10 protein-coding genes are annotated in these 15,156 nt (G+C 69.0%); all 10 read right to left on the bottom strand.

Annotation, left to right across the window (positions count from 1 at the left end; all coding sequences use genetic code 11):
• Window positions 1-10: 10 nt before the first annotated feature.
• Window positions 11-2,215 carry a TOMM precursor leader peptide-binding protein gene (locus ABL840_RS29360; protein ID WP_176947573.1) on the bottom strand — a complete coding sequence of 735 codons (2,205 nt, stop codon included), beginning with the start codon at window positions 2,213-2,215 and terminating at the stop codon, window positions 11-13.
• The gene (locus ABL840_RS29365) at window positions 2,208-3,026 is read right to left on the bottom strand and encodes a class I SAM-dependent methyltransferase (RefSeq protein ID WP_093305511.1); all 819 of its coding nucleotides are present in this window, start codon (window positions 3,024-3,026) and stop codon (window positions 2,208-2,210) included. Before ABL840_RS29365 ends, ABL840_RS29360 begins: the two co-directional genes overlap by 8 nt.
• A gap of 64 nt (window positions 3,027-3,090) precedes the next feature.
• Window positions 3,091-3,873: a BMA_0021/BMA_0022 family TOMM bacteriocin gene (locus tag ABL840_RS29370; protein ID WP_093305513.1), complete on the bottom strand. Its 783-nt coding sequence runs from the start codon at window positions 3,871-3,873 to the stop codon at window positions 3,091-3,093.
• Between the two features lie 18 nt (window positions 3,874-3,891).
• On the bottom strand, window positions 3,892-7,929 hold the full coding sequence (locus ABL840_RS29375) for a TOMM system kinase/cyclase fusion protein (RefSeq protein ID WP_093305515.1): 4,038 nt from the start codon (window positions 7,927-7,929) through the stop codon (window positions 3,892-3,894).
• 216 nt (window positions 7,930-8,145) lie between these two features.
• Window positions 8,146-8,649 (bottom strand): hypothetical protein, encoded by a 504-nt coding sequence (locus ABL840_RS29380; RefSeq protein ID WP_093305517.1) that lies wholly within the window; start codon window positions 8,647-8,649, stop codon window positions 8,146-8,148.
• Between the two features lie 92 nt (window positions 8,650-8,741).
• On the bottom strand, window positions 8,742-9,914 hold the full coding sequence (locus ABL840_RS29385) for a BMP family ABC transporter substrate-binding protein (protein ID WP_093199820.1): 1,173 nt from the start codon (window positions 9,912-9,914) through the stop codon (window positions 8,742-8,744).
• A gap of 49 nt (window positions 9,915-9,963) precedes the next feature.
• Entirely contained in the window at window positions 9,964-10,884 is a 921-nt protein-coding gene (locus ABL840_RS29390) for an ABC transporter permease (RefSeq protein ID WP_093199818.1), read from the bottom strand.
• A gap of 2 nt (window positions 10,885-10,886) precedes the next feature.
• A complete protein-coding gene (locus ABL840_RS29395) occupies window positions 10,887-12,035 on the bottom strand; it encodes an ABC transporter permease (RefSeq protein ID WP_093199815.1) in 1,149 nt (382 codons plus the stop codon).
• Complete coding sequence (locus ABL840_RS29400) at window positions 12,028-13,566, bottom strand: ABC transporter ATP-binding protein (RefSeq protein ID WP_093305519.1); 1,539 nt, start codon at window positions 13,564-13,566, stop codon at window positions 12,028-12,030. Before ABL840_RS29400 ends, ABL840_RS29395 begins: the two co-directional genes overlap by 8 nt.
• 114 nt (window positions 13,567-13,680) lie before the next feature.
• A complete protein-coding gene (locus ABL840_RS29405; protein WP_093199811.1) occupies window positions 13,681-15,081 on the bottom strand; it encodes an NCS2 family permease in 1,401 nt (466 codons plus the stop codon).
• Between the last annotated feature and the right edge of the window lie 75 nt (window positions 15,082-15,156).

Raw genomic sequence — 15,156 nt, forward strand, 5'->3', positions numbered from 1 at the left:
CTTCGCGATATCAGACGTAAAGCGCCTGCGGATTCAGGTCGGCTTCACGCACCGGAGTGTCGCGCCATCCAAGGTCGACCGGCACGCGGTACAGGCGCGGATTGCCAAGCTCCGGCCAGATATGGCAAAGCCCCGGCACCACCACCTTCACCGTGCACAGGGGCACGTCGGGGCGGGTGTGGTCCAGGACGATGGTTTCCAGGCCGAGCGAGGCGGCGATGCCCACGCACCGGAGGATCTCGGCGGCGATGTCCGTCCTCTCCCCAGGCGCGGCAGACTCGAAGGTCGCGGCTCCGGCCGTGCCCGCCGGCATGAGGAAGGCCGGCGGCGCGCCCTCCTCCGCGCCTTCGTCGGCCTGAACCGCAAGAGTCTTGCCGGCCGCGATCAGCTGGCTCATTTCGGTGAGCGCGCGCTCGCAGGCCAGCGAGCGATCGGGGCTGCAGCCGAAGCCGATGGCCCAGGCGCCCGTGTCGAGGTGCCGGCCGACGGCGACCACCACCGGAATGCCGAAGTCGTGCGTGATGTCGAGCACCCAGCGCTCCCAGCGCGGGCCGCAGGTGCGTTCGATGCGCTGCCGGATCTCGTCCGGCAGGCCGCCAAGGTCGACCGCCGGCCTGGGCACCCGGCCGTACCACCAGACGGCGGCGGCGTCGCGCTCCACCAGCTCCAGGAAGCCCTGGAGGATGGCTTCCTCGCGCGTGTTGCCCGCCGCGCAGCCGTTCGAAGTCCAGCTCACGTGGAACTGGCTTTGCGCCGGCGCGTTGGCGAAGCAGAAGGACAGCGGCAGGTAGCGGCGCTCATCGGCCGTCAGCGACCAGGCCGGGGTCCACCAGGAAGGCAGCTGTTGCTGCTGCCGGGCAGCGGACGGGGCCACGGCGTGCGGCGGCTTGCGGATATCGAACCCGGCGCGCTGCCGCTCGCTGAAGACGGCCAGCGCCTGCGGCTCGATGCAGCGCGCGTCGAGTTCCGACGCAGGCGCGATCACCCACGCCTCGTCACCCTGGAAGAAGGCGGCATGCCGCTCGGCCGCCTCGCACAGCGCGCTGGCGCGGGACTGGGCCATCGACATGCCCTTGCCCAGGCACACCTGGGTCAGCACACCGGGAAGCTCGTCGTCGCCGGTCGGCGGCGTCCTGGAGATCTCGCTGCGATAGACCGTCAGCGCGCCCTCGGCCTCCGCATTGAGCGGCACGATGCGCGCGATCACGCCGCTCAGCGGGCTGACGTGGCGCATGAGCCGCTCCACCGTGACCGGGGCCGGCACCGTGCGCCAGCCGCCGTCGTGGCTGGCGGTGGGCAGGCCCGGCGCCAGCACGACGCGCTCGCGCTGCCGCCGCGCGACCATCCCCGGCGTTCCGCAGTGCGGGCATTGCGGACGGGTGGCTACGGGGTGCGGCTGCGGCGAATCGAGCACCTCGACCTGCGCCTCGTCCGCGTGGGCGACGATGCGCAGCGCGGCGGGCAGCAGCCGGTCGAGCCGCTCGCCGACCAGCCCGGCATCTGCCCGTACCGGGAGTCCGATGTCGGGGCTGCCGTGCCGAGCCTGCCACCAGGCGCGCGCCGGACGGTTCCTGAGCCAGCGGTGAGCGAGGCAATGCCAGCACGGGCCGGGCTGCGTCGCGCCCGGCCTGAAGACGGGGCCGACCATCGCCTGCTCGCCCGTCGGCTTGACCAGCAGCCAGGCGCGACCGGAGGCGCGCTGCTGCGCATCGATGGTGCCGAGCCTGGGGTCGAGGTAGTCGTCGCAGAATACGAGCGTGAGGCCGGTGCCGCCGGGCAGCCCTTGCGACAGGGCCTGTCCCCAGCGGCTCGCCGCCTCGCCGCTCACCGCGCCCGACAGCACGACGACGTCCACGTCGCCGGAAAGCGCCGTGCGCGCATGCTCCTTCGAATAATCGGGCACGAAATGGAAGTCGGCACCGTCCGTCGCCGCGGGCCGCACGAGCCCCTGGCGCGCCAGTGCCTCCAGCGCATGCAGCATCTGCGCGAGGGGCGCGGCCGCCCCCTCGGCACGGCAATGCGCCTCGAGGCTCATGCCTTCGCGCAGCACGCGCTCGACGGCCATCACGCCCGGCGAGCCGAGCACCAGCAGGTCGTTCTCGCTCGCCAGCAGCACGCGGTCCCGCAGCACCACGGGCGGCAGGAACCTGTCGTGCCAGCGGAAGACGTTGCCGAAGAAATCGGGCGGGGCGCCCTTGCCCGGGCCCTCACTCATCGCCTTCATCGCCTTCGTCGTCTTGCGGACCCAGCCCGAGACGCACCACGCCGTAGGGCCAGGCCCCCGTCGTGGCCCGGAACGCCGCTTCGAACAGGCTGTGGCGTTCCGAGAACTGCGCGTAGATGTGGTCTTCGGACAGCACCCGCATCGACGGATGCAGGCCGGCGATCTGCGCCGCGTTCTCGAAGCCCGACACCACCGGCAGCCGCATGCCGCCCACGGCCATGGACTGGCGCGCGAGCACCGGATGGACGTGGTCGAGCACGAGGACGCACGGGGTCTTCGCATGCTCGAAGCGCCCGGCGAGGCTGCGCAGCAGGGCCTCCAGCGGGGCCTGCGGCAGGTAGGGGCACACGCCCTCCAGCATCGCGAGCACCGGGCGTTCGCCGGGCAGGCCGGCGGCGTCGAGCCAGCTCGGGTCGAGCACCGAGCATGCGAGCTCGCTCTCGCCTTCGGCGCGCGCGATGTGGCGCTGCCGCAGCTCGACGGCATCCGGCAGATCAATGTCGAGCCAGCTCGAGCGCGCCACCAGGGCTGCGTCGAGACGGCTGCGCCGCGTGCAGAGGCCGGCGCCCAGCGAGATGCACAGGGCGTCCGGATGGGCGGAAAGGAATTCGGCCGCGAAACGGTCGAACAAGGCGGCGCGCAGGACGATGCTCCTGACGAAGGCCTCGTCCGCCGCGTAGCCCGAGATGTCGAAAGGCAGCGACGCCGCGATGCGCCGCGCCTCGGGATCGGAAAACACCGAAGCATCGGCCACGCTGCCCGAACGGGCGCGCGCGGCCAGGGTCAGCAGGAGCGTGGCCATCGCGCCCTGCAGCGCGCTCCCCGCCCCTGCTTCTTCTACCGGCCCTTGGTGGCCGGCCGCTGACTCAGCAGGTGAACGGATAGGCGTCGCCCGTGTTGTTGTACGAGGTCAGCGCGATCGGACGCAGGTTCTCTTCCACCGGCGCGGTCGGGTAGTTGAGGACGATGCTGTTCTTGATCAGCGTGCCGTTGGCGTTCTTCAGGTTCCATACACCCGTGGCCGCATCCCAGGTGAAGGCCGAATTGGTCGTGAACAGGATCTTGAAGTTGAACGGGTTGTTGTAGCCCAGCCATTGGCTGATCACGGGCGCCTTGTCGGCATCGGGGTTGCGCGTGAGGTCGAAAAAGAACTCGGGCGACTGCCATGCGAGTGCGATCGCGCGCAGCACCACGCCGCCGAAGGCCAGCAGCGAACCATCGCCGCCGCCGGGAATGCCCAGGCCGGTGGGCAGCGCGCCACCCAGGAGGCCGGAGGGCGGCTCGAAGCCGGCGGCGGGGCCCATGAAGTTCGGGAATAGCTGGTAGTAGGCGGCCAGCGCTTCCGTGGCAAGCGAGGACGGCGCCTGCGGCAGCACGATGACGAAGGAATCGTCGGGGCCGACCCAACCGGCCGTCAGCATCGGCTTCCATTCGGCGCGCTGGTCCGGATCGGGGCTCTGGAAGAGCTTCACGTCGAGCATCGGCCACTGCGTCGGCAGGGCGAAGTCCTCGTGCAGCAGCGGCTGGATGTCCTGCGCATCGAGCAAGGTGCGACGGTAGGCGTCGTCCTGCCACGATTTGGCAATGGCCCGCAGGTAGGCAAGGCGGAATTCGAGCAACGGTTCGCCGGCTTGGCTTTGAAAGGTCATGGTGACTTCATCCTTGGTTCAAGAAGAAATTGGCGCATGCACGGGCATGCGCGCGGGCAATTCCGGCCGCAGCGCGGCCAGATCCTTCAGGCGCGCGGCAACGTCGGGCGCGGCGGAATCCGCCAGTGCCTGCAACGCCGCCAGGGCCTCGTATTCGGTTCTGTGCTTGGCGCCTTCGCGCGCCACTTCGGCAGCCTTCGCGAAGCACGCAGCCACGGCCTCACGATCGCCGCCGGCTGCCTGCAGGTAGCGGGCCTTCTGCAGGTGCAGCTCGGAGCGGTAGAGCCCTTCCTTGAGCTCGTCGGTCAGGCGCAGGGATTCGTCGATGCGCTCCAGCGCCTCGTTCCAGCGGCCGTTGGCGGCCAGCGTGTCGGCGGCGAAGGCGCGGTAGTAGGTCTGGCAATAGCGGCAGCCCATGCCCCACAGCGCCTGGATCCAGCCGTCGGCCTGCGCGATGCTGTCGACGTCGCCGGTGGCCCAGCAGCGGATGATTTCCGCGTAGCCCTGGAACGCCGGCAGGCCGTAGCGCTGCGTGATGCCCAGCAGCTCGCCCGTGCTCACCAGCGCGCGCGCCTTGTCGTTGCGGGCCTGGTGGCCCAGGCTCTGGTACAGCAGCGCCATGCTCAGCGACGGGATGTGCGACATCTCGCGGGCCCAGCGCACGGAGTTCGTCGCGTCGGCGCGCGCGGCCGCGTCGTGGCCGGCGAACCAGCGCACCAGGGCGCGCCCGGTGGTCGCCCACACGCGGGTGTCGAAGCCGAAGTCGGCGGCGTGGTGCGCGTGGGCCTCGGGGTTGTAGCCCTCGATGGCGTCGCTCAGCGACTGCTCGGCGCGCTCGAAGTAGCCGTCGGAATAGTGCGCGAGCCCGAGGTAGGTCTGCGCCGCGACGAACACGCCCTGGTCCTGCTGCTGCGTGGCGTGGTCGAGCAGCCGGTTGCTCAGCTGCTGCACCTCGGCGCGGTTGCTCGCCACGTGGTGGAAGGTGATCAGCGTCCACAGGTGCTGCACCTGCTTCTCGCGGGGCACCTCGTCGGACAGGAGCTCCTGCGACAGCGCGATGCGATCGACCACCTGCGCGTGCGCCCAGCCGTACTTGTTCATCATCGCCTGCGTGACGTAGCTGTTCACGTCGAGCCGCGCCTCGCGCTGCGCCTCGCCTTCCAGGTGCGCCATCCAGCTGTCGATGTGCTGGGCGTAGGAAATCGTTTCGTCGTTGAGCGAGCGGTGCTGCGTGATGCGCAGCTGCCGCACCGCCAGCGCCACGGCCTGCGCATGCTCGCCCGCGTCGGCCCAGTGCTGGGCCACGCTGCCCGGCTCGCTCGCCACGTGCTGCGGCTGGCTGTCCATCAGCGTCTGCGCGACGTTGCGATGAAGCTGCCGGCGCTGCGCGACCAGCATGCTTTCGTAGGCGGTGTCGCGAATCAGCGCGTGGCGGAAGATGAAGCTGCCCGGCAGGCCGGCCGGCGCGACGAGGCCGGCGTCGAGCAGCACGGCCATGTCCCGGTCCATGGTCTCGGCGGTCTTGCCCGAGCAGGCGCACAGCAGCTCGGCCTCGAACTGGCGCCCGATGGTGGCCGCCAGCTGCAGCAGGCCCTTGACGGGGCCCAGGCGGTCGAAGCGGCTGACCAGCGAGTCCCGTAGCGTGACCGGAATGGCGGCCGGCTGCGCGGTGTCCTTGAAGACCCAGACGTGGTCCTTCTCGACCAGGTAGGCGTCGAGCATCATGCGCGCCATCTCCTGGATGAACAGCGGCACACCGTCGGTGCGCGCGACCACGTTGTCGATGACCTGCGGCGCGACGACCCTGGGCGCCAGCGCCTGGCGCGCCAGCTCGGCGGCCTGGGTGTCTTCGAGCCGCCGCACCTCGATGCATTCGGCCTGCACGGCGTCGGGCTTCACCCACTCGGGGCGGGCGGTCAGCACCAGCAGCACGCGCCGCTGCGGCAGCTGCGCGATCAGCTGCTCGACGAACTCGATGGTCGTGGGGTCGGCCCAGTGCACGTCTTCAAGCAGCAGCAGGAGCGGCGCCGACTCGGCCATGTGCAGCAGCCACTGCGCGGTGGACTGCAGCAGCAGCGCCTTCTGCATCGGCGGCGACATCTGGCTCGGCGCGCGGTCGCCCAGCGGGAGCGAAAGCCACGCGCAGAAGATCGGCAGCACCGCCTCGCCGTCGCAGCCGGCGGCGTGCAGGGCTTCGCGCAGGTACTCGCGCCGCGCATCGGGCGAGGCGGCGTCGGGGGCTGCGTCGAGTCGCTGGCGCAGCAGCGCGAGGAACGGCGTGAGCGCGTTGTTCTGGTTCTCGGGCTGGCACTGCGCAATGACGGTCTGCAGGCCTTCCTTCGCGACCTGATCGCGCAGCACGTCGGCGAGGCACGACTTGCCGATGCCCGGCTCGCCGCGGATCCACACCGCGCCGCCTTGGCCCTCGCGGGCCTGGGCCCAGGCCGAGCGCAGCTGCTGCAGCTCGGGCTCGCGGCCGATGCAGGCCTTGTGCAGCGCCTGCTCGGCGAAACCGTCGGACGCCGGTGCCTGCTGTTCGCCGCCGAGGCGGTAGGTCTGGACGCCGCCGGACTGCCCCGGCAGCGTGACGGTGCCGGCCTTGTCGAAGCGCGCGTGGCGGCTCAGCAGCCGGTAGCTGCTCTCGCTCGCGAGCAGCGTGCCGGTGTCGGCCACGCCTTCGAGCCGCACCGCGACGTTGACGGCATGGCCCGACGGGATCTCGCCGGCGGCGACGATCGCCATGCCGGTGTGCATGCCCATGCGGATACCGAGGTGCACGCCGTGCTCCTGCTCGATGGCGGCCGAGCGCTGGCGGCTCAGCGCGATCAGCTCCATGGCCGTCCTGCCGGCCTGCCGCGCGTCGGTGTCGCTGGCGTGCGGGTAGCCGAAGAGCACGATCATCCGGTCGCCCAGCGTGCCCGCGAGCAGGCCGCCGCGGCGCGTGGCGGTCTCGGAGAACAGCGCCAGCTCGTTGCGCTGGAGCAGCTCGAGGTTCTCGATGTCGGAAGGCAAGGCGTCGTCGGCGCTCTCGTCGTCGGCCGCGTCGGGCCACACCGAGACGCTGCAGCACAGCACGGTGAGCTGGCGCTTCTCGGAGAAGCCGCGCGTGGTGATGACGGTCTGCGCCAGTGCGTCGTCCTGAGCCTGCTTGGCCGAGCGCAGCACGCCGACGAGGTCGTCCAGCCGCAGGCGGCCGAGTTCGGCCAGCAGCGTGGCGGCCGAATCGCAACGGTCGGCGGCCTTCTTCCTCAGGGCCTGGCGCAGCACGGAAGCCACCGGATGGCCGGCGATCTCGGCGGGCAGCTGCACCTCCTGCGGGCTCAGCTGCTGGTGAAGGATCTCGGCCGCAGAGGCGCCGCGGATGGCGGGCGCACCGGTGAGGCACTCGATGAACATCAGGCCCCACGCGTAGAGGTCGGACTTCACGCCGGGCGGCTCGCCGCGCAGCTGCTCGGGCGCGCTGTAGGCCGGCGTGCCCAGGGCCTCGTCGGTCATCGTGAGCGTGGGGAACTCGTCGCCCCTGTTCGAGGGAATGACGGTGCCGATGCCGAAGTCGAGCACCTTCGCGTGCGGGACTGCGCCGGTGAACGTGACCATCACGTTGTCGGGCTTCAGGTCGCGGTGCACGATGCCCGCGCTGTGCGCGCAGTCCAGCGCGTCGAGCACCTCGGCCATCAGGTGGCCGGTTTCGGTGGCCGTCAGCGAGCCCTTGCGGCGGATCAGGCTGGTGAGCGTTTCTCCCGGCACGTATTCGAAGACGCCGTAGACGCTGGGGCCCTGCTCGCCCTTGTCGAGCAATTGCACGATGTGCGGGTGGTGCAGCGAGGCGCAGAGCTTGGTCTCGCGATGGAAGCGCGCCACGCGCTGGCTGCCGACCTGCAGCTTCACGACCTTGATCGCGACCACGGTGCCCGTGCTCTTCTGCAGCGCGCGATACACGGTGCCGTAGCCGCCCGCGCCCAGCTCCTCCAGCAACTCGTAGCCCGGGATCTCCAGCGAATCGGACAAGTTCGGCTGCGACGCCGCGTGCGTGGGATTGGTGACTGCGTCCTGCATTTCAGTCTCGTCGTGATGGAGCGTTGATGGTCCTCCGGGACTTGCCTCGGGCTGCGTTCCGCCCTGCGACGGTACGCAATAGTGACACTAATTGTTACTTTAGCGGAGGCTGGGAGGTTTCAGGTAGGTAACCCCTTAAAAAAAGAAAACCCGCAACACGTGCGGGCTGTTAGAACTTTTCGGTGTATACGCGCAGCGATACAGGCGGCGCGCCGGTCACGGGCGACGGCGCACCCTCTGCGCCCGGCACTGTTTTTCGAGGGGCCCGTCCTCCGAACCGGCGTCGAGGCCAGCGTAAACACCGCAGGGCCAGACGAGGCCCCCGTATAGGCTGTCGAGATACCAGTAGGGAGGTTCGCTGGCACAGATGTCGATGTGCCTGACTTTCCATGCACCCGCGGATTTCTTCAGGACCACCCACAGCATCTTGTCCAGGGCCGGATGGCATTGCCCGGCCTTCTCCCAATCGGGCGAGCCGCCCGACGGCGAGACCAGTTCGCCGACCAGCACTGCCCAGCCGGTATCCACGTTCAGGACATCGACCTTGATCTTCACCGGCTGCCCGGCATCGCGCGCCGCCACCGGGCGCGCCGCGTCGAGTATCGAGCGCCGCTCGGCGGCATCCATTCCCCACGCCGCGCCAGCCATGCCGGCCGCGACAAGCAGCGCGCCGAGACGCGCCGCGCACCGTCGAAAGACCCCCCCCACTGCAGAAGCCATTTTTTCTTTCCCTCCCATTCCTTCGGGCAAAAAAAAGCCATCACGGCGTTACCCATGATGGCCCGGGGCGCAGAGCGCCCTGTCCGTTGCGATTACTTCTTGTCGCCGCCCGGCACCTTGCCTTCCACGCCCTTGACGTAGAAGTTCACGCCCGAGAGGAACTTGTCGTCGGCCACCGCGTCCTTGGCGACCACTTCCTTGCCGTCCTGGCCGAGGATCGGGCCCTTCCAGATCACGAAGCTGCCGTCCTTCAGGCCCTTCTTCACTTCCTCGACCTTGGCCTTGGTCTCGGCCGGCACGTCCTCGGCGATGGAGACGAGGTCGATCGCGCCTTCCTTCACGCCCCACCAGGCCTGGCCGGTGGCCCACTTGCCGTCCAGGGCTTCCTGGGTGGCCTTGATGTAGTACGGAGCCCAGTTGATGGTGGCCGACGCCAGGTGGGCCTTGGGACCGTAGGCGGTCATGTCCGAGTCCCAGCCGAAGGCGCGCTTGCCCTTTTCCTGCGCGGTCTTGAGCACGGCCGGCGAGTCGGTGTTCTGGAACAGCACGTCGGCGCCGCCGTTGATGAGGGCGGTAGCTGCCTCGGTTTCCTTCGGCGGGCTGAACCACTCGTTCACCCAAACGACCTTGGTCGTGATCTTCGGGTTCACCGACTGCGCGCCCAGCGTGAAGCTGTTGATGTTGCGCAGCACTTCGGGGATCGGCACCGAGCCGACCACGCCCAGCGTGTTGCTCTTGGTCATGGAGCCGGCAATGATGCCGGCCATGTACGCGCCCTCGTACGTGCGGCTGTCGTAGGTGCGCATGTTGTCCGAGGTCTTGTAGCCGGTGGCGTGCTCGAACTTCACTTCCTTGTTGTCGGCCGCGACCTTCAGCATGGGCTCCATGTAGCCGAAGGTGGTGCCGAAGATCAGCTTGTTGCCCTGGCCGACCATGTCGCGGAACACGCGCTCTGCGTCGGCGCCCTCGGGCACGCTCTCGACGAAGGTGGTCTTGATCTTGTCGCCGAATTCCTTCTCGAGCGCCTTGCGTGCGTTGTCGTGCGCGAAGGTCCAGCCGCCGTCGCCAACCGGGCCGACGTATGCGAATGCGATGTTCAGCGGCGCTGCCGGGGCCGGAGCCGCAGCGGCGGGTGCCGGGGCCGGCGCGGGTGCCGCGGCCGGTGCTGCCGCTTCTTCTTTCTTGCCGCAGCCGATCAGGGCCGCCGAAGCGACCGCCGTGAGGGCGGCCAGCTTGAGCAGGGAGCGCTTGTTCAGATCATTCATTGTCGGAAATCCTCAAAAGGACAGGTTGGCGGGAAAACGAAAAACGCGATTATGAGCCGGGGTAGAACGGTTTCCCGATGGAAGCCGGCATGTTGGCGCGGATGAATGCCGGGTTGCGCGAGATCAGCGCCAGCACCACGATCGGCGCGATGTACTGCAGCATGCTGAGGAACTGCGCCGGCACGTCGACGCCGCTGCTCTGCAGGTGGAAGCCCAGCATCGACACCCCGCCGAACAAGTAGGCCCCCAGAAGCACGCGCACCGGCCGCCAGGTGGCGAAGGTGGTGAGCGCCAGCGCGATCCAGCCGCGGCCGGCCACCATGCCCTCGACCCACAGCGGCGTGTAGACGGTCGAGAGGTACGCGCCCGCCAGCCCGCACAGCGCGCCGCCCGCGATCACCGCCATGAAGCGGATGCGCCGCACCGGATAGCCCAGCGCATGCGCCGACTCGGGCGATTCGCCCACCGAGCGCAGCACCAGGCCGGCGCGCGTGCGGTAGAGAAACCAGATCAGCGCGAAGGTCAGCACCACCGCGAAATACACCATCGGGTGATGGCGGAACAGCGCCGGCCCGACCAGCGGAAGGTCGCCCAGAACGGGAATGGCATACGAGGCGCTTTCCGGCAGCTTGGCCTGCACGAAGCTGATGCCGGCGAAGGCCGAGAAGCCCACGCCGAAGAGGCTCAGCGCGAGGCCCGTCGCGTACTGGTTGGTGTTGAGCCAGATCACCAGCACGCCGAAGAAGGCCGCGAGCAGCGCGCCCGCCGCCATGCCGGCGAGAAAGCCCAGCCAGGGGTTGTGCGTGACGACGACCGTCGCGAAGCCCGCGATGGCGGCGCACAGCATCATGCCCTCGGCGCCGAGGTTGACGATGCCGGCCTTCTCGTTGATGAGCAGGCCCAGCGCCGCGATGGCGAGCACGGTGCCCGCGCTCAGGGTCGAGCCCAGCAGGAGTGCGTAGCTTTCCATGGTCAGTTGCTCCCTTCGGTGGCACGCGCGACGGGTGCGGTAATGGGCGTGCTCGCCTGCAGCGAGGCGGTGGTCATGGAGGAAGCAGCCTTCGCAGCCGCCTTGCGCTTGATACGGTAGGCGATCAGCGTGTCGCAGGCCAGCAGCGTGAACAGCAGCAACCCCTGGAACACGCCGGTCAGCGACTTCGGCAGGCCGAGCCGCGACTGCGCGAGCTCGCCGCCGATGTAGAACATGCTCATCAGGATGGCCGAGAAGATCATGCCCACCGGATGCAGCCGCCCGACGAAGGCCACGATGATGGCCGCGAAGCCGTAGCCCGCCGGCACGTAGGGCGTGAGCTGGCCGAGCGGCCCGGCCACTTCGAGCGCACCGGCCAGGCCGGCCGCCGCGCCCGAGGTCAGCAGCGCGATCCACACCGCGCGCCGCGCCGAGAAGCCGGCATAGCGCGAGGCCGCCGGCGCCAGTCCGCCGACCTGCTGCGCGAAGCCCGCGCGCGTGCGGAACAGGAAAACCCACAGCGCCCCCGCCCCCACCAGCGCGATCACCAGGCCGATGCTCACGCGCGAGCCCTTGAACAGGCGCGGAATCTGCGTGACCGCCTCGAAGGTCTTGGTCTGCGGGAAGTTGTAGCCGTGCGGGTCCTTCCACGGCCCGTAGACCATGTAGCCCAGCAGCAGCGTGGCCACGTAGACCAGCATCAGGCTCACCAGGATCTCGTTGGCGTTGCACTTGTCGCGCAGCAGCGCCACGATGCCCGCCCACACCATGCCGCCGAGGATGCCCGCCAGCAGGATGGCCACGACGATCCACTGCCCCGTGTTCTTGTCGGCCAGCAGGGCCACGCCGCCCGCCGCGATGGCGCCGAACACGAACTGCCCCTCGGCGCCGATGTTCCAAACGTTGGAGCGGAAGCACACCGCCAGCCCCAGCGCGATGATGAGCAGCGGCGTCGCCTTCACCATCAGTTCTCCGATGGCGTAGCCGTTCTTGATGGGCTCGTAGAAGAACACCAGCAGGCCCTTGACCGGGTCCTTGCCGAGCGCGGCGAACAGCGCCACGCCGATCAGCACGGTGATCAGCAGCGCCAGGATCGGCGAGGCATAGCTCCAGAAGCGGGAAAGCTCCGGACGCGGTTCGAGCTTAAGCATGGGCCGCCTCCGTGGTCTTGCCGGCGCCTTGCGCGCCCTGCCACAAGCCACTCATCCACTCGCCGATCTGCGGCAGCGTGGCAGCCGCCCGGTCGATCGAAGGCGACAGGCGCCCCTTGGCGATCACGTGCAGCCGGTCGCTGATGTTGAACAGCTCGTCGAGCTCCTCGCTGATCACCAGCACGGCGCAGCCCGCGTCGCGCAGCGCGAGGATCTCGGCATGGATCAGCGCGGCCGCGCCCACGTCCACGCCCCAGGTCGGCTGCGAGACGATGAAGAGCTTCGGGTTCGCGTCGATCTCGCGCCCGACGATGAATTTCTGCAGGTTGCCTCCCGAGAGCGAGCGCGCCGCCGCCTTCGGCCCGCCAGCCTTGACCTTGAAGCGCTCGATGATGGCCTTGGCCTGCCGCTCGAGCGCGCCGGTGCTGATCCACCCGCCCCGGCCCACGGCCTCGCCGCGCGTGAGCAGCAGGTTGTGCGCGAGTCCCAGCGTGGGCACCGCGCCGCGGCCCAGCCGCTCCTCGGGCACGAAATGCAGGCCCAGCGCACGGCGGGCGCGCGGACGCAGCCGGCCGGCGGGCTTGTCGAACACGCGGACCATCGGCGCCTCGGCGCGCACGTCCTCGCCCGACAGCGCGTAGAGCAATTCCTTCTGGCCGTTGCCCGACACGCCGGCGATGCCGACGACCTCGCCCGCACGCACCTCGAAGGAGATGCCGTCAAGGTCGACACCGAACTGGTCCTCGCGCGCCAGCGACAGCCTGTCGACGCGCAGCGCCACCGCGCCCGCGTGCACCGGCCGGTGCTGCAGCGGCGGCGGTTCGCTGCCGATCATCAGCCGCGACAGCGACTGCGTGCTCTCGTTCTGCGGATTGCACACCCCCGTCACCTTGCCGCCGCGCAGCACGGTGCAGGCGCTGCACAGCTCCTGGATCTCGTGCAGCTTGTGGCTGATGTAGAGGATGCTGCAGCCCTCGGACGAGAGCTTCTTCAGCACGGCGAAGAGCTTGATCACCGCCTGCGGCGTGAGCACCGAGGTCGGCTCGTCGAGGATCAGCAGCTTGGGGTTGGTGAGCAGCGCGCGGATGATCTCCACCCGCTGCATCTCGCCCACCGACAGCGTGTGCACAGGCCGCGCCGGGTCGATGTCGAGGCCGTACTCGCTTGCCTTGGCGGTGATGCTGCGCGTGACCTCGGCCAGCTGCAGCGACTTGTCGAGGCCCAGCCAGACGTTCTCGGCCACGGTGAGCGTGTCGAACAGGCTGAAGTGCTGGAACACCATGCTGATGCCCAACGCCCTCGCCTGCTGCGGGTTGCGCAGGTTGACGGCGTGGCCGTCGAACATCACCGTGCCTTCGTCGGGCTTCACCGAGCCGTAGATGATCTTCATCAGGGTCGACTTGCCGGCGCCGTTCTCGCCGAGCACGGCATGGATTTCGCCGGGCGCGACGCTCAAGGAGATGTCGCTGTTCGCCACCACCGCGGGATACCGCTTGGTGATGTTCGCGAGCTGGAGTCTGGGGGTTGTCATGCCGGGTTTCGTGGATTTGTCTCGTTCATCAGCAACAAAGCGGGAACAGCTATCAGTTTAATAGCGTGTCCCCGCACCCTCGGCGCCCGACGGCGCTCCGCTCAGCTCACTGCTTCAATGCCCGCCGATGTAGGCGAACTTGAAGAGGAACACGGCTGCGATGACCCAGACCATCGCATGCACTTCCCGTGCCCGCCCGGTGCACAGCTTCAGCACGGCGTACGTGATGAAGCCGAAGGCCAGGCCATTGGCGATCGAGTAGGTGAAAGGCATCGCCAGCGCGGTCACCGCGGCCGGGATCACCTCGGTGGTGTCTTCCCAGTCGAGCTCGACCAGGTCGCGCAGCATCAGGCAGCCCACGAAGAGCAGCGCCGGAGCCGTGGCGTAGGCCGGCACCGAGCCCGCCAGCGGCGAGATCATCAGGCAGGCCAGGAACAGCAGCGCCACCACCACGGCCGTGAGGCCGGTGCGGCCGCCCGCCTGCACGCCGGCAGCGCTTTCCACGTAGGCCGTGGTGCTCGAGGTGCCGAGCAGCGAGCCCGCGAAGATCGCGCCGCTGTCGGCCAGCAGCGCCTTGTTCATGCGCTCCATCTTGCCCGGCACCAGCAGGCCGGCGCGCTTGGCCACGCCCATCAGCGTGCCGGTGGCGTCGAACATCTCGACCAGGAAGAACACCAGCACCACGTTCAGGATGCCGCCCTTCAACGCGCCCAGGATGTCCAGCTGCATGAAGGTGGGAGCGATGGACGGCGGCGCGTCGAACACGCCGTGGAACTTGTTGCCGCCGAAGAAGAACGACAGCACCGTCACGGTGATGATGCCGATCAGGATCGCGCCTCGCACCCTGAGCTTGTCCAGCGCCACGATGATGAGGAAGCCCAGCGTCGCCAGGATCACCGGCGCCGAATGCAGGTCGCCCAGCGTGACGAAGGTGGCGGGCGAAGCGGCCACCACGCCCGCGCTCTTCAGTGCGATGAGCGCCAGGAACATGCCGATGCCCACCGTGATCGCGGTTCGCAGCGACTGCGGTATGCCCTGTATGAAAAGCTCCCGCAGCCCCGTGACCGTGACGATCAGGAACAGGCAGCCCGAGATGAAGACCGCGCCCAGCGCCACCTGCCATGTGTAGCCCATGCCCAGCACCACCACGTAGGAGAAGTAGGCGTTCAGGCCCATGCCCGGCGCCATCGCGATCGGGTAGTTGGCGTACAGGCCCATGATGAGCGTGCCCAGCGCCGCAATGAGGCAGGTGGCCACGAAGACCGCGCCCTTCGGCATGCCCGCGTCGCCGAGGATCGACGGGTTCACGAAGATGATGTAGGCCATCGTCAGGAAGGTGGTGAGCCCCGCGATGACTTCGGTGCGCACCGTGGTGTTGTGCGCGTCGAGCTTGAACAGGCGTTCAAGCAGACCCGAGCCGCTTGCGCTGCCCACAGCCGCACGCGGGCGCGCGGACTCGACATGCCCCGGCGCGCGGGGCTCGGCGCCTTTCGGCGCCTGTTCAAACGTACTCATTCGCTTGTCTCCAGCTGTTGTAGTGGCGGTTTCATCGTTGACCCCGCTCACGACGCCGGCGCGAACGGGGATTTC

This window comes from Variovorax sp. NFACC27, from assembly GCF_048301545.1.
In the GTDB taxonomy this organism is placed as follows: Bacteria; Pseudomonadota; Gammaproteobacteria; order Burkholderiales; family Burkholderiaceae_C; genus Variovorax; species Variovorax gossypii.

Excerpts from the sequence above, each read along its gene's own strand:
- ABL840_RS29375 (WP_093305515.1), bottom strand. The coding sequence starts at position 7,929 with ATGCAGGACGCAGTCACCAATCCCACGCACGCGGCGTCGCAGCCGAAC.
- ABL840_RS29385 (WP_093199820.1), bottom strand. The coding sequence starts at position 9,914 with ATGAATGATCTGAACAAGCGCTCCCTGCTCAAGCTGGCCGCCCTCACG.
- ABL840_RS29360 (WP_176947573.1), bottom strand. The coding sequence starts at position 2,215 with ATGAGTGAGGGCCCGGGCAAGGGCGCCCCGCCCGATTTCTTCGGCAAC.
- ABL840_RS29400 (WP_093305519.1), bottom strand. The coding sequence starts at position 13,566 with ATGACAACCCCCAGACTCCAGCTCGCGAACATCACCAAGCGGTATCCC.
- ABL840_RS29365 (WP_093305511.1), bottom strand. The coding sequence starts at position 3,026 with ATGGCCACGCTCCTGCTGACCCTGGCCGCGCGCGCCCGTTCGGGCAGC.
- ABL840_RS29405 (WP_093199811.1), bottom strand. The coding sequence starts at position 15,081 with ATGAGTACGTTTGAACAGGCGCCGAAAGGCGCCGAGCCCCGCGCGCCG.
- ABL840_RS29370 (WP_093305513.1), bottom strand. The coding sequence starts at position 3,873 with ATGACCTTTCAAAGCCAAGCCGGCGAACCGTTGCTCGAATTCCGCCTT.
- ABL840_RS29390 (WP_093199818.1), bottom strand. The coding sequence starts at position 10,884 with ATGGAAAGCTACGCACTCCTGCTGGGCTCGACCCTGAGCGCGGGCACC.
- ABL840_RS29395 (WP_093199815.1), bottom strand. The coding sequence starts at position 12,035 with ATGCTTAAGCTCGAACCGCGTCCGGAGCTTTCCCGCTTCTGGAGCTAT.
- ABL840_RS29380 (WP_093305517.1), bottom strand. The coding sequence starts at position 8,649 with ATGGCTTCTGCAGTGGGGGGGGTCTTTCGACGGTGCGCGGCGCGTCTC.